This is a genomic window from Sphingorhabdus contaminans, from assembly GCF_007280415.1.
Classification (GTDB): domain Bacteria; phylum Pseudomonadota; class Alphaproteobacteria; order Sphingomonadales; family Sphingomonadaceae; genus Sphingorhabdus_B; species Sphingorhabdus_B contaminans.
In genome coordinates this window covers 21,170-42,316 of record NZ_VKKU01000002.1, presented here as the reverse complement: position 1 = coordinate 42,316, position 21,147 = coordinate 21,170, and the positions used below count along the sequence as shown (strand labels likewise).

General features: G+C 54.2%; 16 protein-coding genes. 9 read left to right on the top strand and 7 right to left on the bottom strand.

Annotated elements, in window-relative coordinates; all coding sequences use genetic code 11:
- The first annotated feature begins 22 nt into the window (after window positions 1-22).
- Window positions 23-1,261, top strand: coding sequence for a TIGR03032 family protein (locus tag FOM92_RS08345; RefSeq protein ID WP_143776419.1), 1,239 nt, complete (start codon window positions 23-25; stop codon window positions 1,259-1,261).
- A gap of 48 nt (window positions 1,262-1,309) precedes the next feature.
- On the opposite strand, the gene FOM92_RS08340 is transcribed toward FOM92_RS08345, so the two are convergent.
- Together FOM92_RS08340 and FOM92_RS08335 are read right to left on the bottom strand one after the other, a co-directional pair.
- Complete coding sequence (locus tag FOM92_RS08340; protein WP_143776418.1) at window positions 1,310-1,666, bottom strand: hypothetical protein; 357 nt, start codon at window positions 1,664-1,666, stop codon at window positions 1,310-1,312.
- A 497-nt stretch (window positions 1,667-2,163) separates the two neighbouring features.
- Entirely contained in the window at window positions 2,164-2,784 is a 621-nt protein-coding gene (locus tag FOM92_RS08335; protein WP_143776417.1) for a TetR/AcrR family transcriptional regulator, read from the bottom strand.
- Between the two features lie 89 nt (window positions 2,785-2,873).
- Here FOM92_RS08335 and FOM92_RS08330 point away from each other — a divergent pair, with 89 nt between their 5' ends.
- Genes FOM92_RS08330 through mhpA form a run of 3 tightly spaced genes read left to right on the top strand, consistent with a single transcriptional unit; the run spans window position 2,874 to window position 6,182 of the window.
- Complete coding sequence (locus FOM92_RS08330) at window positions 2,874-3,884, top strand: VOC family protein (protein WP_246087343.1); 1,011 nt, start codon at window positions 2,874-2,876, stop codon at window positions 3,882-3,884.
- A complete protein-coding gene (locus tag FOM92_RS08325; protein ID WP_143776415.1) occupies window positions 3,881-4,720 on the top strand; it encodes a fumarylacetoacetate hydrolase family protein in 840 nt (279 codons plus the stop codon). The genes FOM92_RS08330 and FOM92_RS08325 overlap by 4 nt, the downstream gene beginning before the upstream one ends.
- 4 nt (window positions 4,721-4,724) lie before the next feature.
- On the top strand, window positions 4,725-6,182 hold the full coding sequence (mhpA, locus tag FOM92_RS08320) for a bifunctional 3-(3-hydroxy-phenyl)propionate/3-hydroxycinnamic acid hydroxylase MhpA (protein WP_143776414.1): 1,458 nt from the start codon (window positions 4,725-4,727) through the stop codon (window positions 6,180-6,182).
- 4 nt (window positions 6,183-6,186) lie between these two features.
- Here mhpA and FOM92_RS08315 read toward each other — a convergent pair whose 3' ends face one another.
- Entirely contained in the window at window positions 6,187-7,107 is a 921-nt protein-coding gene (locus FOM92_RS08315) for a LysR family transcriptional regulator (RefSeq protein WP_143776413.1), read from the bottom strand.
- Between the two features lie 88 nt (window positions 7,108-7,195).
- Here FOM92_RS08315 and FOM92_RS08310 point away from each other — a divergent pair, with 88 nt between their 5' ends.
- Both FOM92_RS08310 and mmsB read left to right on the top strand, forming a co-directional pair.
- Window positions 7,196-8,692, top strand: a complete 1,497-nt coding sequence (locus FOM92_RS08310; protein WP_143776412.1) for a CoA-acylating methylmalonate-semialdehyde dehydrogenase — start codon at window positions 7,196-7,198, stop codon at window positions 8,690-8,692.
- A 5-nt stretch (window positions 8,693-8,697) separates the two neighbouring features.
- Entirely contained in the window at window positions 8,698-9,567 is an 870-nt protein-coding gene (gene mmsB / locus FOM92_RS08305; RefSeq protein ID WP_143776411.1) for a 3-hydroxyisobutyrate dehydrogenase, read from the top strand.
- Window positions 9,568-9,590: 23 nt separating this feature from the next.
- Here the strand turns inward: mmsB and FOM92_RS08300 are convergent, their stop codons facing one another.
- Window positions 9,591-10,598 (bottom strand): cupin-like domain-containing protein, encoded by a 1,008-nt coding sequence (locus tag FOM92_RS08300; protein ID WP_143776410.1) that lies wholly within the window; start codon window positions 10,596-10,598, stop codon window positions 9,591-9,593.
- A gap of 360 nt (window positions 10,599-10,958) precedes the next feature.
- Here FOM92_RS08300 and FOM92_RS08295 point away from each other — a divergent pair, with 360 nt between their 5' ends.
- Both FOM92_RS08295 and FOM92_RS08290 read left to right on the top strand, forming a co-directional pair.
- Window positions 10,959-12,638, top strand: a complete 1,680-nt coding sequence (locus FOM92_RS08295) for a sialate O-acetylesterase (protein ID WP_170226829.1) — start codon at window positions 10,959-10,961, stop codon at window positions 12,636-12,638.
- Entirely contained in the window at window positions 12,635-15,106 is a 2,472-nt protein-coding gene (locus FOM92_RS08290) for a glycosyl hydrolase 115 family protein (protein ID WP_143776408.1), read from the top strand. Before FOM92_RS08295 ends, FOM92_RS08290 begins: the two co-directional genes overlap by 4 nt.
- A gap of 17 nt (window positions 15,107-15,123) precedes the next feature.
- Here FOM92_RS08290 and xylA read toward each other — a convergent pair whose 3' ends face one another.
- Both xylA and xylB read right to left on the bottom strand, forming a co-directional pair.
- Window positions 15,124-16,440: a xylose isomerase gene (gene xylA / locus FOM92_RS08285; protein ID WP_143776407.1), complete on the bottom strand. Its 1,317-nt coding sequence runs from the start codon at window positions 16,438-16,440 to the stop codon at window positions 15,124-15,126.
- Window positions 16,441-16,451: 11 nt separating this feature from the next.
- Window positions 16,452-17,897 (bottom strand): xylulokinase, encoded by a 1,446-nt coding sequence (gene xylB / locus FOM92_RS08280; RefSeq protein ID WP_143776406.1) that lies wholly within the window; start codon window positions 17,895-17,897, stop codon window positions 16,452-16,454.
- A gap of 287 nt (window positions 17,898-18,184) precedes the next feature.
- Here xylB and FOM92_RS08275 point away from each other — a divergent pair, with 287 nt between their 5' ends.
- On the top strand, window positions 18,185-19,591 hold the full coding sequence (locus FOM92_RS08275) for a sugar porter family MFS transporter (protein ID WP_143776405.1): 1,407 nt from the start codon (window positions 18,185-18,187) through the stop codon (window positions 19,589-19,591).
- 52 nt (window positions 19,592-19,643) lie between these two features.
- Here the strand turns inward: FOM92_RS08275 and FOM92_RS08270 are convergent, their stop codons facing one another.
- A complete protein-coding gene (locus FOM92_RS08270) occupies window positions 19,644-21,146 on the bottom strand; it encodes a tryptophan halogenase family protein (protein WP_143776404.1) in 1,503 nt (500 codons plus the stop codon).
- Between the last annotated feature and the right edge of the window lies 1 nt (window position 21,147).

Sequence of the window (21,147 nt, the reverse complement as noted above, 5' to 3'; positions counted from 1 at the left end):
CATATGGAAACGGAGACCCGATATGGCTCGCACACCCAAAGCAAAGACCAATGCACCTAAGACGCAGGCCAAGGCGCAAGCGCAACCCAAGTTGAAAACACAAGTTCAGCCAAAGCCGCAGGTGCAAACACAATCGCAGGTAGAAGCACAGTCGGCTGCGTCCGCCCGGCCGCAGCCCGTGACTTCGGAAAGTTCGTCGCCTGCGGCCAGCACTGTCAAATATTCACAATCCGGAGGACTGGTCGCGCTGCTCGCACGGCATAACATCTCGGTTGCATTCACCTCATACCAATCAGGCCTCTTATATCTGCTGGGCCGCAATGCCCAGGGCGCGCATTTGCACCAGACCGGTCTGGCAAAGCCGATGGGCCTTGCCTATGCGAATGGCGCTTTGACGCTTTCGTCCGGCTTTCAGTTGATGTCTTTCCAAAACCCGCTCGCGCCGCATGAGCGGGTGAACAATCTGTTTGACGCCTGCTTCGTCCCGCGTGGCGTGCACTATACCGGCCAGTTGGACGCGCATGATGTCGGCATTGCGGCGGATGGAAGCCTGATCTTCGTCAACACGCAGTTCAACTGTCTCGCAACGCCGGATCCCCGGCATAGCTTCAAAATGTTGTGGAAGCCTCCCTTTATCAGCGACCTCGTCAAAGAAGACCGTTGCCACCTCAATGGCCTGGCGATGGATGCTGGCGGGCCGGCCTTCGTTACCGCAGTAAGCAAATCGGACACGATTGACGGTTGGCGCGACCGCCGTGCCGACGGAGGCATCGTCATCGATGTGCGCAGCAATGAAGTGGTGTGTAATGGTCTCTCCATGCCCCATTCGCCCCGCGTGCATCAAGGTGAGTTGTGGGTGCTGAACTCCGGTACAGGCGAACTGGGCGTGGTTGAGGGGGCGGCGAGCGGGAAGGGTAAATTTGTCCCCCGCGCATTCTGCCCGGGATTTTTACGCGGCCTCGCCTTTCATGGCGATCTCGCCTTTGTCGGCTTGTCCAAGCCCCGTTATGAGCGTTTTGAGGGTCTGGCGCTCGACCAACGCCTGCGTGAAGCGGACAGCGAACCTTGGTGTGGAATCCAGGTTATCGACATACGTAATGGAACCTGTGTTGAATGGTTCCGTATCGATGGTGCCGTAGCCGAACTTTACGACGTCGAGATCATCCCCGGATTTACCTGCCCGATGGCCCTCAGCCCTTCGTCTCCGGAAATTACCAAGTTCCTCACTTGGGAAGGCAGCCAGTTGGACGTGCCGGCATAAGGAAGCCGCACCGCGGATTGCCTTTGCTGCAATCCGTGGTGCATGAGCTCAGGTAAGAAGATAAATCCAAAAAAGCAGGGCGACAAAGCCGTTCGAAAGCCCGAATTCTGCAAATATCTGCCATTTGAGACCCTTTTTCAAATAGAGAAAAAGGCTGATAGAAAACGCCCAGCTTTTTAGTGCCGCACCAAAAAGTAGAAACGGCCACGCATAATAGGAATGCCAGAATAGATAGAGGTATAGCACTGCGAATGTCATCGCAGTTCCTGCGACAAACAGCTGCAACTGCCTATAATCGGCGGGCTCTTGAGCATTTTGGGAATTCAGCATTGCCCGATGAAAAAACTGAAAAGCGCCGTAGCCGTTAAGTGCTGCACCAGCCAAAAGGGCGAATTCCCAATCCATGTTCGATATCCTCAATCGAGAGTAAAAAAAAGGATGGCAGATATCCGGGGATATCCTGCCATCCAGTGTGGGTACGATCACTAGGAAGGAGAATGAACATAAGTTCATTCGGATCGACCAGCCCGCCATGGAAATAATGGGGAACCATGACGGGCTGGATTGACATGCCATCCTTAAGCACCGCGAAACGGCAATTAAGTCGGCCTTGCCAAATCTCTGAAGTCCTAAGAGGACAGTGTCGGCCTGCAGACCTCTACTGTCTGACGCTCCTTATACATAGCATCACTAGGTTTGTAAATATAGTGATGCTATGATCGTGAAAAATTCTTCCAATTATTTTCAGGAAGATAGCAACTCTATGCATTTGCAGGAGCTTCAAAAACACAGTTTGGAGCAAAAAATGACCGGAATCGGCGAATCAACGGCCGAAAAGTTTCGATTGATAGTGACGAGCTGTGAGCGAGTGAGAGGTGCCGTCACACGTTAGATCTTACATATTAGCGACCCGCCAGTTTCGACGCCGTTGCGTTTTTAACGCCCAGCCCGGTAAGGCCCAGAACGATCATTTCGGATATCCGACGCTCAGCATCGGGACGTTCCAACCGTCTCTCGACAAGATTAGCCATAAGTATTTGGCACAATCCCAACCAGTAAAGCACTCCGCTATCTGCTGCCTCCTGTCGGACCATGCCTGCATCGACTGCTGCCTTGAAATCGTCGACCAAACCCTTGTTAAGGGGATGGTCTCGCGCAGTGGAACTGGCGTTACTGCGCAGCAGGACCGCCGTCCGCTTGGGATGGTTAAGCGCGAAATCGGCCGCAACACGCATACCGCCTGCGATACGCTTCACAGGATCAGTCATCGCCGAATTGGCGCGCGTTACCAATGCCTCGAGTTCAAGGCGAACCTCGGCTGCGATGGCTTCGGCAAAATGCTGTTTGTCTGGGAAATGATTGAAAAAGCTACCCTTGGCGACGCCCGCCCGCGCGACAACTTCGTCAATCGCTATCGCATCGATCGGCCGTTCGACCAGTAATTCGAAACCGGCCGCGACAAGCGCAGCGTGGGTTCGTGCAGCCCGCGGAGAAAGGCTGTTGGGTTCGGAATGGTTGGCCATGATCGGATAATAGTTGACTAAATGGTCAAATGCAAACTATTTGACTAAAAAGTCAACTATGAGTCGGGGAGGGATCTGCGGTGACGGTCATGAAGATTCAGGACATTGCGCATGTGCGTTTTGCCGCGCCTGACTTGGCGGCAATGCGTGCCTTTCTCGAAGATTTTGGCATGCACTGCTTTGAAGACGGTGACCGGCTTTATGGTAAAGGTGCTGACGGTCGTCCTTTCGTCCATGTTACACAAAAGGGGGAATCCCAATTTCTTGCCGTCGGCTTTCGTGCAGCAGATGTCGAGGATCTCGAGAAACTGGCATCCTGCGAAGGTGTCGTTGTTGAGGATTTGAATGAACCGGGGGGCGGCAAGATTGTCCGGCTGTCGGACCCGGATGGCTATCGTGTCGAGATTGTTGCGGGTCAGGCGACCAGTGAGCCAACCGCGCCTCCGGTGGAACCCTTGCGCAATAGTGCGACCAGTCAGCCACGATTACGCAAGCCCGTGCGGCTAGCAGCAGCACCGGCCCACGTCCGCCGGATCGGTCATGCGGTCCTTAAAGTGCGGGATTTTCGTGCATCGGAAAAATGGTACAAGGACCGCTTCGGCTTCCTGACATCGGACGAAATCGAGGCTGCAACGGACGTGCCTTTAGGTGCGTTCATGCGGTGCGACCGCGGGGACGAACCTTCCGACCATCACACCTTGTTTCTGGCGCAATTGCCGGGCGAGCTCGGCCTGCTTCACGCAGCATTCGAAGTCAGCAGTCTCGATGATCTGATGTTGGGGCACCAGCATTTGAAAGCGAAAAAGCACAAGCCTGCCTGGGGTGTTGGGCGTCATATCATGGGCAGCCAGATTTTCGATTACTGGAAGGACCCATTTGGGAATGAATTGGAGCATTGGACGGACGGCGACCTGTTCACTGCCGCAGACCCGCCACAGAAAATGCCGATGAGCGCATTGCTCGCCGTTCAATGGGGGAGTCCCCATCCAATGTTCGCCGGAAAGTTACCGCCGCCTCCGGCGCTCGTTGCGTTTTTCACCGCCCTTTCCATCCGCGTAAAACAGATGTTCACCCGCCACCGCAAAGGAGCCGCGATATGAAACTTGCTACCTATACAGCCCAAGGCCAAACCCGCACCGGCATTGTTGTTGGCGATATGATTATCGACAGCGGAGTTCCAGGAACGATGGTCGACTTGATCCGGAACTGGAATAGCCTGAAGCCCGGTCTTGACGCGAAAGCCGCCACGGGCGGGGGTGTTCCGCTATCGTCGGTGCGGCTGGAAGCGCCTGTGCAGCGACCGGGTAAAATCTTCGCTATCGGGTTGAATTATGCGGACCATATCGCTGAATCCAAAATGGAAACACCGCAAAGACAGGTCTGGTTCACCAAGGCGCAGACGAGCGTCAATGGTCCCTATGACGATATCGAGATCGCAAAAGGGACGATGACCAATGATTATGAAGTCGAACTGGTGGCCATCATTGGAAAGGGCGGCAAACATATCGGTGCGGATGCCGCTTCCGATGCCATTTTCGGATATTGTGTTGGAAACGACGTAACCGAGCGAATGTGGCAGCATGGGGGACCCCAATGGTCGCTGGGTAAAAGCTTCGATACCCATGCGCCAATGGGGCCTTGGATTGTGACGGCTGATGAAGTTGGTGATCCCCATAATCTCAGCCTTCGCTGTTTCGTTAATGGTGAAAAGCGGCAGCAATCGAACACCAAACATCTTGTTTTCAACATTTGGAGCCAGATCGAACATCTCTCTGTTGGTATGACACTGGAACCCGGTGATTGTCTGTTTACCGGTACACCGGGGGGTGTCGGCGCGGCAATGGATCCCCGCCAGTTCTTGCAATCAGGGGATATAGTGCGCTGCGAGATCGATGGATTAGGTCACATCGAAGGCACCATGGTCTCGGAAGCCTGATGCGATGGCGCTCGATTGCGATGTGCTGATAGTCGGCGGTGGTCCGACGGGCGTGACATTGGCTGTTTTGCTCGCCAAACGCGGCGTCTCGGTCATTGTTCTGGAGAAGGAGGCGGACATTTATCCTCTTCCGCGTGCCGCGCACATAGACCATGAAGGAATGCGTATCCTGCAGGAAACAGGGGTTGCCGAAGATGTTATGGCGACAAGCAGGCGTGTTGCCCGATATGACTTCCTCAATGCAAAAGGAGACTTGCTCCTTCGGTTTGAAGGATCGGACAGGATAGGGCCCGGCGGTTGGCCCGGCGCCAACATGATTCATCAACCCAGCGTCGAAGCCGCGCTACGCCGAGCCTTGGCCGGCGAGAAAACGGCGACATTTCACAGCGGATGGGAACTGGATGAATTCCAAGACAATGGAGATTTTGTAACCGCACATATCACTACACCGGAGGGTCAACGGACTATCCGTTCGCGGTTTCTCATCGGTGCGGACGGTGCGCGTTCGCCAGTCCGAAAAGGCGCTGGTATCCGGTTTGATGATCTGCGTTTTGAAGAGCCATGGCTGGTTGTCGATATGCTTGTGGACGACTATTCGAGGCTACCCGCGGCGAACTTGCAGATTTGCAACCCCGAACGGCCGACAACCTGCGTGCTTATGGGCGAGGGCCGGCACCGTTGGGAATTCATGATCAAGCCAAATGAAACGGCGGAGCAGGTGAGCGACGATGCCTTCATCGAACAGTTGCTTGAACCTTGGAATGTGAGGGGCGCCGTGCGTTTGGAACGCAAGGCCGTTTATACGTTCCGCGCACGCATTGCCGAACATTGGTCAAAGGGCCGGGTGCTTTTGGCCGGGGACGCCGCACATCAGACTCCGCCATTTGCCGGACAGGGAATGTGTTCGGGCCTGCGCGACGCCGCGAACATCGCGTGGAAGCTGGCTGCGGTCGTTAAGGGTGGGGCTGATGTGGAGCTTTTGAAAAGTTACCAGAAAGAGCGTGAGCCGCATCTGCGTGCGACAATCGACATGGCAATCATGATGGGCCGAATGGTCTGCACAACGAACAAATGGTCTGCCCTTTTGCGCGATATGAAGTTCAAGCTCGGACGAATGCTGGGCAAACTTCCTGATGGACCGCCTGCCTATCCGCCGATGTCGGAAGGGGTCCTTTTGGCTGGTAGCCCTGATGCAGGTCGATATTTTCCCCAGTTCTTGTCGCAAAATGGAGGGCGTATCGATGAAGTTCTGGGCAACGAACACTGGCTGATTGGGCGCGACAGACTTAACGATCCGGCGCTCGCTCCCTTTGCTAAACAACTGAGCCAATGGCTTGATAAACGTGATGCCGAGGCCGTGCTCGTGCGCCCCGACCGATATGTCTTCGGGACAGGATCAAATGCGCCGTTGTTTGAGGCCTGGCAAAAAGCAGTCGCCGAGGCGCCCGGAACAGGCCGCTAAACATTCAAATACGGTCACCAAGTGCAGAAGAGGCCGGATTGAGAAGGTCGGCATTTTGGCGAGTGATCTGCATCAGCCAGTTTTTGCCCGCCTTTATACGCTCGAGAGAACGGTTGTCCTTGTGCGTCACCAACCAAAAATTCCTGCTGATGCTGGTCTCCGGAAAAATCGAAGTAAGTGTATCATCCATGTCGCCGATGAAGCAGGGCAACACGCCAATGCCTGCCCCTACCGCGACAAGCCTATGTTGGGCGATGATGCTGGACGAGCGGATATCGGGCGTCAATCCGGGTACCAGATCGTCCAGATAGTTTAGCTCAGGCGCATAAAGGAGATCGGGGATATAACCGATCAAATGATGTTCATTGCCCAGTTCCTTTAACCGCGCCGGTTGGCCGTTTCGCGCCAGATAGCTTTTGCTTGCATAGAGCCTTAACTGATAAGAGGACAGCTTCTGTGCGATCACATGTCCCGCCTTCGGGCGCGAAAGGACAACCGCAATATCGGCTTCGCGTTTGGACGGGCTGAGGAAGCCACTGCTGGCAACAATTTCAAGTTGGAGTTCAGGATAACGCTCTACAAATTGAGGGACGTGCCTGGTCAGGAACCAAGAACCAAATCCTTCTGAAACACTGATCCGTAAGGTTCCGCTCAGACCGCTTCCTCTTGGAGCTGTTGGCTGGACCGCATCGGCTGCCGCGGCCATCACCTCGATGGCGTTGAGGAGCTTTTCGCCAGCCTGCGTTATCGCTTGCCCTTCGCGGGTCTGCTCGAACAAAGTATAGCCAATCTGGCCTTCGAGCCTTCGGATCCTGCGGCCTACGGTTGTGGCATCGACGCCCATTTTCTTCGCCGCCCGTGCGATTTGCCCGGTTTGCGCTACGACGATAAACGCGCGATAATCGTTCCAGTCATTGACCTGCATAATTGCAGGTGATGGTAGCAATATTACAGGTTGTCTGCAATTCTAGAATGGCTCACATAGTGGGGGATTAATTCGAGAGAGGAAGCATATGCGGCAGGTCGATCATTTCATTCATGGCGGAGCAGGCGTGGCAGGGACGCGTTTTGCCGATATCATGGACCCCAATAATGGAGGCGTTCAGGCGCAGGTTGTGCTGGGTGACCGGTCCGTGCTGGATGCCGCGGTAGCCGCCGCACAAGCAGCGCAACCTGCGTGGGCAGCAATGAATCCTCAGCGTCGTTCCCGCGTGATGTTCGATTTCAAAGTGCTAATCGAGAAGCATATGGACGAACTTGCACATATGTTGAGCGCCGAACACGGGAAAGTGATCGCCGACAGCAAGGGCGATATTCAGCGTGGCCTTGAGGTGGTCGAATTCTGCTGCGGCCTGCCGCATGTGCTGAAGGGTGAATATACACAAGGGGCAGGGCCAGGCATCGATGTCTGGTCGATGCGCCAACCATTGGGTATTGGCGCAGGTATTACGCCGTTTAACTTTCCCGCAATGATCCCGTTATGGATGGGTGCCGTGGCGACCAGTGTCGGCAATGCTTTCATCCTCAAGCCTTCCGAACGTGACCCGAGTGTACCAAACCGGTTGGCCGAGCTTTTCTTGGAAGCAGGTATGCCTGCTGGTATCTTTCAGGTTGTGCATGGCGACAAGGAAATGGTTGATGCCATCCTTGATCATCCGGCGATAAATGCAGTCAGCTTCGTGGGCTCTTCGGACATCGCCCATTATGTCTATAATCGAGGTGTGGCCGCGGGGAAACGTGTGCAGGCCATGGGCGGCGCAAAGAACCACGGCATTGTGATGCCCGACGCCGATCTCGATCAGGTGGTCAACGATCTTACAGGCGCAGCATTTGGTTCGGCCGGTGAACGGTGCATGGCGTTGCCTGTTGTGGTCCCCGTGGGTGACGATACCGCGGAACGTCTGAAGGCAAAACTAATTCCCGCGATTGAAGCATTGCGTGTGGGCATCTCTACCGATGCCGACGCCCATTATGGACCGGTTGTCACTGCTCAGCACAAGGCGAAAGTAGAGGGCTGGATTCAAACCTGCGTCGACGAGGGCGGTGAGCTGGTTATTGATGGCCGTGGTTTCAAACTGCAGGGGCATGAAGAAGGCTATTTTATCGGCCCGACTCTCTTCGACCATGTCACCACGGATATGGAAAGCTACAAGGAAGAGATCTTCGGTCCAGTGCTGCAAATGGTGCGTGCGTCCAGTTTTGAAGAGGCGCTCGCGCTGCCGAGCAAGCATCAATATGGAAACGGCGTTGCGATCTTTACCCGCAACGGTCACGCAGCGCGCGAATTTGCGGCGCGGGTAAATGTGGGGATGGTGGGTATCAACGTACCTATCCCTGTTCCGGTCGCCTATCACAGCTTTGGCGGATGGAAGCGCTCCGGCTTTGGCGACACCGACCAATATGGCATGGAAGGCATCAAATTCTGGACCAAGGTCAAGAAAATTACCGCCCGTTGGCCTGATGGTTCACCGGACGGCACCAATGCCTTTATCATTCCGACAATGGGGTAAATTGCATGAAAGTCGCATTTATCGGACTCGGTAACATGGGCGGCGGAATGGCCGCCAACCTTGTGAAAGCCGGACATGAAGTCCGCGCATCTGACCTTTCGCCCGAGGCTCTGGACCGCGCAAAGGACAATGGTTGCGCTGTGTTCGGCACAGTGCAGGAAGCGGTCGCCGATGCCGAAGCCGTTGTGTCGATGTTACCCAACGGAGCCATTGTCGACGCTGTGTATGGCGCGGATGTAATCGGCCATGCCCCGCAAGGCGCGTTATTCCTCGACTGCTCCACAATTGATGTCGACACTGCGCGCAAGGTAACGAAAGCGGCGGAAAGCGCGGACTACGAAATGGTCGACGCACCTGTATCGGGCGGTATTGCTGCTGCGAATGGCGGCACATTGACCTTCATGGTAGGTGGCACGGACAACGCATTTGCACGGGCAGAGCCGATACTGGCTGCCATGGGTAAAGCAGTCATCCATGCTGGCGCTAGCGGCGCAGGGCAGGCGGCAAAGATATGCAACAACATGCTGCTGGGTGCCTCCATGATTGCGACGTGCGAAACATTCAAACTGGCCGAAAAACTGGGCCTCGATCTCCAGACTTTTTACGATATCTCGTCCAAGGCATCGGGCCAGAATTGGTCGATGACCAGCTATTGCCCGGTACCCGGCGTCGGTCCCCAAAGTCCGGCGGACAATGGCTATCAAGGCGGTTTTGCCGCAGCATTGATGCTGAAGGACCTTAAACTCGCGATGGAAGCGGCCGCCTCGGTCGATGCCATAGTGCCGATGGGCGAAAAAGCGGCCTCGCTGTACGAAGCATTTGCCCGAGACGGTTCCGGCGGAATGGATTTTTCCGGGATTATAAAGACACTCTGAACGCCGGGGCGACCTGGCGGAAGCTAACCGAGCTGTTTGCGAATATAGTCTAGTATAAACTCATCCCGACCAGGCGACTTGGGGCCGGTTACAGTTTGCCATCTTTTCGGCAAATGGTCTGCAACATGTGTTGCGTCGGCATTGAAAACATAATGGTCAAAAAATGAACGCCATGCCTGCTTTTCGGGCTCCGGCTGGTCTCGGATGGTCATCAGCGCCAACAGCACGGCTTCGAATGCCTGACCTGCGCCCGAGGGCATCCACCAATAATTTGCGAGCATGTTAAGCGGACCGCTTGCTTCGACATGGTGCCACCAAAGCGAAGGTATATATATTGCATCACCAGGCTCCAGATCGGCAACCAGAGCAGCTTTTTCTGCTTCGCGAAATTTCGGGTAACGCTCGTAATCGGGATCGTGGAAATCAACCATGCTTGCCGGAGGACCGGCCATGGTGAATTCCAACGGGCCAACATAAAGATTACGGATTTGTTCAGGCGCGAACAAAGTAAAGCGTCGGGTGCCAGAGATGCAGCATGCGATGTTTCGGCTATTGTCATAATGTGCGGCAACCCGAGATGCGTTACCTAACCACAAACGCGGTTCAATTTTGGCGTTCAGAAGCGGCATAGGATTCTGCCCGTTGAAATCCGGCATCGTCGCGCCTGATGGTGCGGAACCGGCATAGATCATCAATGGCGGGGGCCCGTCAGCCGTCAGCAGCAGTTGGTCGACAATATGGGAAAATGTCGTCTCGCCCTTTTCGTAGTTAAACCCGTCCGTATCTTCATTATAAAAATAGCGGCCATTCATCGCGGGCTGACCAACATATGTTTCGACCGCAATGCCGCTATCATATTCTTTAATATAACCGCCCAGATGGCGATGGGATTGACGTGCCGCTTGGACGATGGGCCACTGGGCGACCAATCCTTTGAGGATCATTGGCTCGCCATGTGGCAGAATCTCCTCCTCGAAAATGTGCCTCGTCACATTTTTACGGAATGCTACCGGTGTGGGGTGGTTTACCATGCGGACATCTTGCTCCTGTTCAAAATCACTTAACAGCAAAAAGCGAAAATGGTAGCGTTACCAACAGAGTCGGAGAAGAGAGGGTTTTCCATGATTATGACGCGATGCCATCTGTCGATTTGCGCTGCGATGTGCTTTTCGGCCACAGCGCCAGCTGCGATCGCCAAGCCCGCCCTTCACAGTATTTTCACCGATCATGCGGTTTTGCAACGAGATCAGAGAATAGACATTTGGGGTACTGCAGAACCGTCGGAAGCTGTCATTGTTACGATCGCAGATCATTCTGTTCGAACGACCGCAGATGCCCGTGGCAAATGGCGCGTGTCCATGCCTCCTATGAAGGCTGGTGGGCCATATAAAATGAGCGTCGCCAGTGACAGCGGCACAGTGCAACAATTGGACGATATCAGTTTCGGGGACGTTTTCCTTTGTTCGGGCCAGTCGAATATGGAAATGCAAGTAAAGGCGTCAATGAATGCCGACGCGGAAATTCGGCGTGCAGACTATCCGGAAATTCGTCTTTACACCGTTCCAAGGGCAAGTTCACCTGCACCCGTTGCCGAGTTGCCGCAAGGTGGGGCATGGAAAACTGCCAACCCTGAAAATGCAGGCGATTTCTCGGCGGCATGTTATTATTTTGCGCGCGAGCTGCAGCCGCATATCGGGGTGCCTGTCGGTCTCATCAGCGCATCATGGGGAGGCTCGGCGATCGAATCCTGGATTGGTGCTGATGCCCTGGCGAAGACAGGCAAGGGCCCGGAGGTGGCATTGCTGCGCAGCTATGCGATGGATGAAAAGCTTGCCCAAACGGCGTTCGGTCAAAGCTGGGAAAGATGGTGGAAAAGCAGCTTTCCGCAAGAACCAAATCCTTGGTTGGACAAGAACCCGTCGGGGTGGACAGCAGCACCAACGCCCATGCGCGATTGGAAGAAATGGGGCGATAGCGAACTCGCGCAGCACAACGGTATGCTGTGGTACCGCAAATCCTTCACATTGACACCGGAGCAGGCAAAGTCCGGAACTGTTTTGCATCTTGGCCAGATCGACGAGATCGACATGACCTGGCTGAACGGCAAACCGCTGGCCCAGAGCTTTGGTTGGGGAACGAACCGCGACTATGTCGTTCCGGCTGCAATGTTGAAAGCCGGTCAGAATGATATTGTGACCAACATCTATAGCGGCTGGGACATGGGTGGGATGTTTGGACCTGCAGAAGTCATCAGCTTGGAATTAAAAGATGGAAGCAAGATTGGCCTGGGTGACGGCTGGCTTTTCCGCAAGGCACCCAAGGGAGCAGGTGATCCTCCCCGCGCGCCTTGGCTTGCAATTGGTGGCCTAACGACGATCGGCAACGCAATGATCGAACCACTCACGCCTTACAGATTGCGCGGCGTGCTCTGGTATCAAGGAGAGTCTAATGCGGGAAATGCAAAGCCTTACCGGGAATTGCTCGCAACCTTGATGGCGGATTGGCGGGCAAAGTTCCAGAATGCCGAGTTGCCATTTCTTGTCGTGCAACTTCCCAATTTTGGCCAGCCAGTAACTGCGCCCGGCAATTCAGGCTGGTCCGATCTACGCGAAGCGCAGCGTCTTGCAGTACGCGATGACAAATATTCGGGACTGGCCATTACCATCGATGTCGGGGAAAATGACGATATCCATCCGCCAAACAAGCAGATTGTAGGTCAGCGTTTGGCTCGTCTAGCACGGCACCACATCTACAAGCAGCCCGTTACCGCGAACGGCCCGGTCCCCACCTCGGCCATTCGGCAAGGTAATCAAATCTTGGTGCAGTTTGCAGGCATTGACGGCCAATTGGTAACTCACAGTGCGTTGGCCCCGATCGCGTTTGAAATCTGCACGACAGGCTCCAGCGTTTGTCGTTTTGCTGAAGCAGCGGTTCAGGGTGAAAGCGTGGCAATCGAAGCACCGGACAGCAACATTGACCGCGTCCGTTATTGCTGGGGCGATGCGCCGCTCTGTAATCTTTACGACAGTGCCGGTTTGCCAGCAGGACCTTTTGAGATCGGGATACAATGATCCGGTTGCTGGCGGTTCTGCTGTTGCTGTTCTGCGGAACTGCACAGGCAGAACCATCGCAGCAAGTGGAAGTCGTTTCGGATTATCAGATTGATGGGATTGTCCTTGTTGAAGATAGTATCGCAGCACAAGTCATTGCCGAACCTACGGGGGATCCGGCAGTCAAGCGGGCTGCCGCAAATCTAGAAAAGGATATCGCACGCGTTTCGGCAAACCCCGCGCCAAGAGCCGGACCCATGCCGATATTGGTAGGAACGCTCGGACAAAGTGCATTGATTGACGCACTGGTTAAAGAAGGCAAACTGGACGTTTCAGGGGTCGAAGGGAAATGGGAGGCCTATGTCCAGCAGGTCGTTGACAACCCGATGCGCGGAGTTCAGCGCGCACTGATTGTTGCCGGGGCTGACCGGCGAGGTACGGTCTATGGGATATATGATATATCCGCTCGCATCGGGGTGTCGCCATGGCATTGGTGGGCTGACATTCCTGTTCAAAAGCGGCGGCAACTTTATGTGACGGCCGGACGGAGAGCCGATGCCCCGAAAGTGCGGTATCGAGGTATTTTCATCAATGATGAAGAACCAGCGCTCGGCACTTGGGCGCGTAAAAAATTTGGTGGCGTGAACGCAGATTTTTACGAGCAGGTGTTTGATTTGCTGCTGCGTTCAAAGGCCAATTATCTTTGGCCGGCGATGTGGGGCAAGTCGCTTTGGCAGGATGACGCGCAAAGCGCCCAACTCGCCCATGACATGGGAATTATACTTGGCACCTCCCACCACGAACCGATGATGCGCGCGCATGTCGAGTGGGAGCGTGCGAAGTCGGGAAAATGGGATTACGCGACCAATGGCAAAGTTCTGCAGCGGTTTTGGCGGGACGGCATAACCCGGTCCAATGGTCAGGACCGTATGGTTACTATCGGTATGCGCGGCGATGGCGACGAGCCTATGTCGGAAACAACCGCCATAAATTTGCTGGAAAGGATTGTATCGGACCAAAGGGTAATGATTGCCGAAGAGACCGGACTGCCTGCGGAAAAAACGCCTCAGATGTGGGCTTTATACAAAGAAGTGCAGGACTATTATGATCAAGGAATGCAGGTTCCGGATGATGTCCTTCTGCTTTTTGCCGATGATAATTGGGGCAATATCCGTCGGTTGCCCAAAGCCGGGCAGCGCCGCGCGGGTGGTTTCGGTGTCTATTATCACTTCGATTATGTAGGCGATCCGCGCAACTACAAATGGTTGAATAACACCCAGATCGAACGTGTATGGGAACAGATGTCTATGGCTCGCGCCCATGGTGCCGATACACTTTGGATTGCTAATGTCGGGGACATCAAACCGATGGAGCTCCCGATCAGCTTTTTTCTGGAGTTTGCCTGGGATCCCGACCAAATTCCTTTGGAAGTGCTCCCCCATTATTATCGCCGCTGGGCGTCTCGACAATTTGGCGCTGCACATGCGGAAGACATCGCCTCGCTCTTACGCGACAGCAGCCGGATTAATGCGCGGCGCAAACCCGAATTGATTGATGCTTACTATTACCGAACAGACGATGATGATGAAGCAGAGCGCATCGCGTCGGAATATCGCGACATGGATGCGCGTGCCCAGAAAATTGCCGGAGAGCTAAGTCCGCAATATAAGAGCGCCTTCTACCAATTGGTGCAGCACCCTATCGAAGCCATGGCGAATCTGCACAAAATGTACCGCTCCGTTGCAGAAGGCCGCATGCATGACGCCCAGCTCGCTTTTGCGAATGACCATGCGATACGCCAGCGATATGAGGCACTCGAAAACGGGAAATGGCAGGATATGATGAGCCAGACCCACATTAGTTATACGGGATGGCAGCAGCCCGAAAAGGACGTGTTGCCCGACCCAGTTTCATGGCGGCCAGACCGAAAAGTTCGTAGCGGACCTCGTGCCATCCCCGTGAAAGACCAGGCGATGTTTCTGGAGGATGACGGACTCATCGTTATCGATGCCCCTTCATTTACGCGTACCGGTGCGGCAGGTGCTACCGAATGGCGCATAATTCCCAACTTAGGACATTGGTCAGGAGGCGTGGCTTTGTTCCCACAGTCGGGCGAATCCTTTACCCTGACGACAGGGCCATATCTCGACTATGATATTGCATTGGGTGCAGGCGGCGAGTTCAACCTGGCTGTTTATGCGTCACCCTCGCTCGATGTGCTCGGCTCTGGGGAACTGCGTTACGCCGTTTCGATCAACGACGGTACGCCGGTCATTGCCGATCTCATGAAGGGTGATGCGAATGTCTGGAGTACAGCGGTCGCTGATAACATCCGTGTCGCCATAACCAGACACCACGCCGAAGCAGCCGGTAAACTGCGCGTTCGTATTTGGGCCGTGGATCGCGGAGTTGTAATCCAGCGATTGATTGTCACCCGCGGCGCGTTACCTCGATCAAAACTGGGACCGGTCGCGTTTAAACCTCGCTAACCGGTCCTGCTTGTCGATCAGATGTATCGGCTTACGATGTTTTCGACATATTCCTGCTTGCCCGAACGCGGTTTCGGGTCAATCTTGGCCGCAACTGCGGCGTCGGAAATGGCTTCAAGTGATGAACCACCTGATAGCATTGCCTGCGCATCCGCGCTTCGCCAGCCGGCGTAGCGTTCTGTAACCAGAGCCTCAATTTCGCCGCCCTCGATCACTGCGGCGGCGTTGAGCAAGCTGCGCGCAAGTATGTCGATTCCACCGATGTGACCATGGAACAGGTCAGCCGGGTCAATACTCTGGCGGCGGACTTTTGCATCGAAATTGTTGCCACCATTTTGGAACCCGCCATTTTTGAGGATGTAATACATGGCGGTGGTTATTTCCCGAATGTCGTTTGGAAACTGGTCCGTGTCCCATCCATTTTGAGGATCACCCCGGTTCATGTCTATCGAACCGAATATTCCGAGATTTATAGCGCTCGCGATCTCATGTTCGAAACTGTGTCCGGACAGGGTCGCATGATTAGCCTCGATATTCATTTTGACCTCCTTTTCCAGCCCGTTGGCGAGAAGGAAGCCGTAGATGGTTTCGACATCAAAATCATATTGGTGCTTAGTCGGTTCGTGCGGTTTCGGTTCGATCAGGATGTCCCCTTTGAAACCAATTTTATGCTTATGCTCTACCACCATCTGCAGGAAGCGCCCAAACTGTGCCTTTTCCTGTTTGAGGTCGGTGTTGAGCAGACAGTCATAGCCCTCTCTGCCACCCCAAAGCACGTAATTGGCCCCGCCCAAGCGATGTGTTGCCTCTATACAATGCCGCACCTGCGTGGCTGCAAAACGGAAAACATCGGGGTCGGGGTTGGTGGAGGCACCGCCCATGTAGCGCGGGTGGCTGAACATATTTGCGGTGCCCCATAGCAACTTGATACCTGTGGCAGCCATTTTGGCTTCGATCTTATCGACCATGATCGCGAAATTGCTGACATGCTCATCGATAGTTTCGGCTTGCGCCATCACGTCGACATCATGGAAACAGAAATAAGGCAGGCCTAACCGGGTGAAGAATTCAAATGCTTCTTCCAGTTTGTGATCCGCACGTACCTGATCGACCGGTCCGCCATGCCATGGGCGGTTGAACGTTCCAGCGCCGAAAACGTCGAATCCATCCCAGCAGAATGTGTGCCAGTAACAAACCGCCATCCGCAGATGTTCGGCCATTGTCTTGCCCATCACTACGCGGTTCTTGTCATAGTAGCGGAAAGCGAGTGGATTAGTTGAATCTGTCCCTTCAAATTTGATGGGCTCTATATCCGCAAAATAGCTGGCTGCCATGGTGGTTTCTCCTAAAAAGATTTCATCAGATTTTGATAAAGTGAACGGAATTTTGGCATCCGTTCTGCGTAAAGCGCGCCCAGTCGGTCGTCGGGTTCCTCGACATGCAAAATGGGCGGCGCGGTACAAATTTTTTCAACGGCACCACCGGTGTCGGCGAGCTGCGCAAGACGCGCCGCACCATAGGCAGGTCCAACCTCTCCGCCATCTCTGTAAACAAGCGGCCGGCCCAGAACAGAGCTCAGGATTTTGCCCCAATAATAGGATTTTGCTCCACCGCCGATGACGGTGATACTGTCGATGTGGGCACCGCTGTCGGTCAATGCATCCATACCATCGCGGAATGCGAATGCGACACCTTCAAGCACAGCCTGCCCGATTGCTGCTGCGTCGCTTTCATGGGTCAGTCCGAACAAGACGCCCTTTGCATTGGGATCATTATGGGGGGTGCGCTCACCAGAAAGATAGGGCAGGAAAACCTCAGTAGAAGCCGCTTCACCGCGTGCCTCGATAGCGGCAAATAATGAGCCTGCATCGGGTAATCCGCACAAGCGGACCGTCCAGTCGACACAACTGGCCGCGCTCAGGATAACTGACATCTGGTGCCAGCGACCCGGCAAGGCATGGCAGAAACTGTGTACCCCGCCAGCGGGATTTGGCGTGTAGCCACCATTTGCTAGAAACAGAACTCCCGATGTGCCGAGCGAAAGAAATGCGTCGCCTGGCCGGACAACGCCAACGCCGACGGCGCCCGCCGCATTGTCACCGCCGCCTGCGACCACGGGAACACGCGCCATGCCCCAAGCCTCCGCGAGTTCAGCCCGCAAATGCCCCGTTACTTCATTGCCTTCATATAATTTGGGCATGTGGCTTCGATTAAGGGCGGTTGCGTCCAGCATGACATCGGACCAATTGCGTTTGCCGACATCCATCCACAATGTGCCAGCACTGTCCGACATGTCGGAGGCGCGTTCACCTGTCATGCGCAATCGGACATAATCTTTGGGCAAGAGAACCGTCTTAATCTGTGCAAATATGCCAGGTTCATTCTCCCGGACCCATTGTAGCTTGGGTGCGGTAAATCCAGGCATTGCTCGGTTACCTGTGATTTGCCCGAGATCGGGGACATCTTTTTCCAGCGCTGCACATTGGTCAGCACTGCGGCCGTCATTCCACAAGATCGCCGGACGTAACGCCCTGTCGTCATTACCTAGAAGAGTAGCGCCATGCATTTGACCTGATAGGCCAACAGCCTTTACCGCATGCCTTTTCTTTAGATCGAGGTTGCTGACGGCGCTGTTGGTTGCTGCCCACCAATCGGCAGGATCCTGTTCTGACCATAGGTCATGCGGGCGGGAGACAGACAAAGCGGCAGTGGCGATTTCCACAACCATACCAGCTTCATCCATCAATACCGCTTTGACGCCGGACGTGCCGATGTCGATTCCCAAATACATAGACTCAAACCCTCTCCCACGTCGTTGCAACCGTTATCAGGAGAAAAAAGGTAGCGCTAACATTTTTTTAGCGCTGCGCGTAAAGCTCTGAAAAGTTGAAATATAAAAAGTGAACCGGGAAAACGTAATTAGCGTAAGAGAGATTTGCGCTGTATTTTATAAATGCCGTAAAGTCTCGCCATTGACAGCAGCGCGGTTTAACTGCACACCTGTTGCGGTAGCGCTACCATAAGGCGCACTTGGGAACTGCCGGAATTTGCATGCCGGCTTATCGGGAGAGGTTTTTGATGACGGAAAAGTCAGGAGAGCAGACGAATCTGCCTTTCGTGGCCGCAATTGTCGCCGTCGCGACGATCGGCGGTTTGTTATTTGGATATGACAGCGGCGCTGTCAACGGAACCCAGGATGGATTGAAATCAGCTTTCCAACTCAGCGACGAAGGATTGGGGTTTACCGTTGGTTCATTGCTGCTCGGATGTATGGCCGGGTCTTTTCTGGCCGGACGCCTTGCGGATGCATTAGGCCGCCGCAATGTTATGATGTTGGCGGCAATATTGTTCCTCATCGGTGCTATCATCCAAGGCTTTGCGCATGAGCAGCTAATATTTGTTATTGCCCGGTTCATGGGCGGAATGGCGGTTGGTGCTGCAAGCGTGCTGTCACCTGCCTATATATCGGAAGTCGCGCCCGCAAATATTCGCGGACGCATGACGACAATCCAACAGATTATGATCATCACCGGCCTCACGGCTGCGTTCGTAGTAAATTACGCCCTCGCGCACAGCGCGGGAAAATCGACTGAGATTTTCTGGGGCGGATATGAAGCTTGGCGCTGGATGTACTGGATGCAAGCAGTTCCGGCGGCAGTCTTCTTAGCGGCCTTATTCTTCATACCTGAAAGCCCGCGCTATCTGGTTTCCAAAGGTCGTGATGCCGAAGCGAAAGCAGTTCTGGGCCGGTTGTTCGGGCAGGCGGCTTCTGAAAGCAAGCTTGCCGACATTCGCGCCAGCTTCAACGAAGATCATCGCCCGCGCCTTGGTGACGTCATGGCGTCGGGTACGATATTTCGGCCGATTGTATGGGCGGGATTATTGCTCGCAGTTTTCCAGCAGCTCGTCGGCATCAATGTGATTTTCTATTATGGCGCCACCTTGTGGCAGTCAGCCGGGTTTACGGAAGACCAATCGTTGTTGATCAACATCGGCTCGGGAGTCGTGTCGATAGCGATCTGTTTCTTCACAGCAGCCTTTGTTGACCGGATTGGCCGCAAACCGCTGTTACTTATTGGCTCCTTGGGAATGGCGGTTACACTGTTCGCAATGGCCTACGCATTTTCGAACGGTACGCTCGACAGCGCAGGAAAGCTTCAACTTTCGGATAGCGATGGCGTGATCGCACTGGTTGCGGCCAACCTTTATGTAATGTTCTTCAACGCAAGTTGGGGCCCGGTCATGTGGGTAATGCTGGGCGAGATGTTTCCAAACCAAATTCGCGGAAGTGCGCTGGCCGTATGCGGTCTGGCGCAATGGGGTGCCAACTATGCAATTACTCAAGCGTTTCCCATCATGCTCGCCAGCTTGGGTCTGGCAATTAGCTACAGTTTCTACGGTGCCTGTGCGTTGATAAGCTTTTTCCTTGTCAAAGCATTCATCAAGGAAACCGCAGGCAAGGAATTGGAACAAATGGAAGGCTGATCTTCCTTGCGCGATGGAAAAAGAAGGCCCGCCTCAACAGCGGGCCTTTTTCTTATGCGGCGCAGTTATCGCGAATAAAATCCCGATGTTTGGGCATATAATCAGCCGAGTTGGTCACTGCCGTCTGGATTTGTTTTAGGCGGGACTGTGTTTCCTCCAGAGACAGTAGCTGTGCTACAGGATCGAATGTCCTAGGTTTCATAAGTTGGCCGGTCATAACCGCGAACCAACTGGTATCGTTAAACAGTTCCTCATTCTCGCGGAAGCAACGACCGCTATTTTCGAATACAGCAATCTTTTCGGCCAACCGTTCCGGGATTTCCATTGTGCGACAATAATTCCAGAAGGGCGTATCGCTCCGCTCTGTTGCTTTATAGTGCAATATCAGGAAGTCGCGGATTTCTTCTGTTTCTGTAGTGATTACGCGATTATAGCGCTCAATATCGACGGGGTTGAAACTGCGGTCCGGAAAATTGGAAAGCAGCCGAGCAATGCCACTCTGGATCATCCAAATGCTGGTTGATTCCAAGGGTTCCATAAAGCCGGAAGCCAGGCCAATGGCTACGCAATTCTTCACCCAGTATTTTTTCCGGTGCCCGGTTGTAAACTTTATGATCCTCGGCTCCGCCAGTGGTTCGCCATCAAGATTCGCAAGCAGAGTATCGTAAACAGCTTCGTCGCTGGTAAAATCGCTGCAATAGACATAACCATTGCCGATCCGGTGCTGCAATGGGATGCGCCACTGCCAACCAGCGTCGCGCGCGGTCGATCGGGTGTAGGGAGTAATATCTTCCTTGCCTGCACAGGGTACAGCCATGGCGCGGTTGGCCGGAAGATATCTTGACCAGTCAACATAACCGGACTGGAGCGCTCCTTCGATCAGCAATCCGTGAAAGCCTGAGCAGTCTATGAACAAATCTGCCTCTATGCGGCTTCCATCTTCAAGTTCGACTGCCTCGACAAACCCATTCTCACCATGCTGAACAATGCGCGTGATCTTTCCTTCATGCCTTACCACGCCCGCCGCTTCGGCATATTCGCGCAGGAACAGGGCATATAGGCCGGCATCAAAATGGAAGGCGTAGGAAATCTGTGACAGGGGCGAGTTGCCAGCGTCGATTGGCCGCATAAATTTCCCACATTCGGCGGCTTTTGCCTGAATGGAATATTCATCGATCCATGGGGCGAGGCCACTTTGATAAAGACGTTGCCAGTAGGCGTGGAAGGATACACCTTCCATGTCGACACCATATTTACCGAAGGGATGGAAATATGTGTGTCCTTTACGACCCCAGTCGACAAACTGGATACCCAGTTTGAAACTGCCTTTGGTGCGGCGAACGAAATCATTTTCGTCGATACCAAGCATCCGGTTGAAGATGTTGATCTGTGGAATGGTTGCTTCGCCTACGCCAACAGTCCCTATCGCATCGGATTCAATCAGCGTGATCTTGGCATAGTCACGCCCTAGTACCTTTGAAAGCGCAGATGCGGTCATCCACCCGGCGGTGCCACCACCGACAATTGCGATGCTACGAATGCGGTTGTCGGTCACT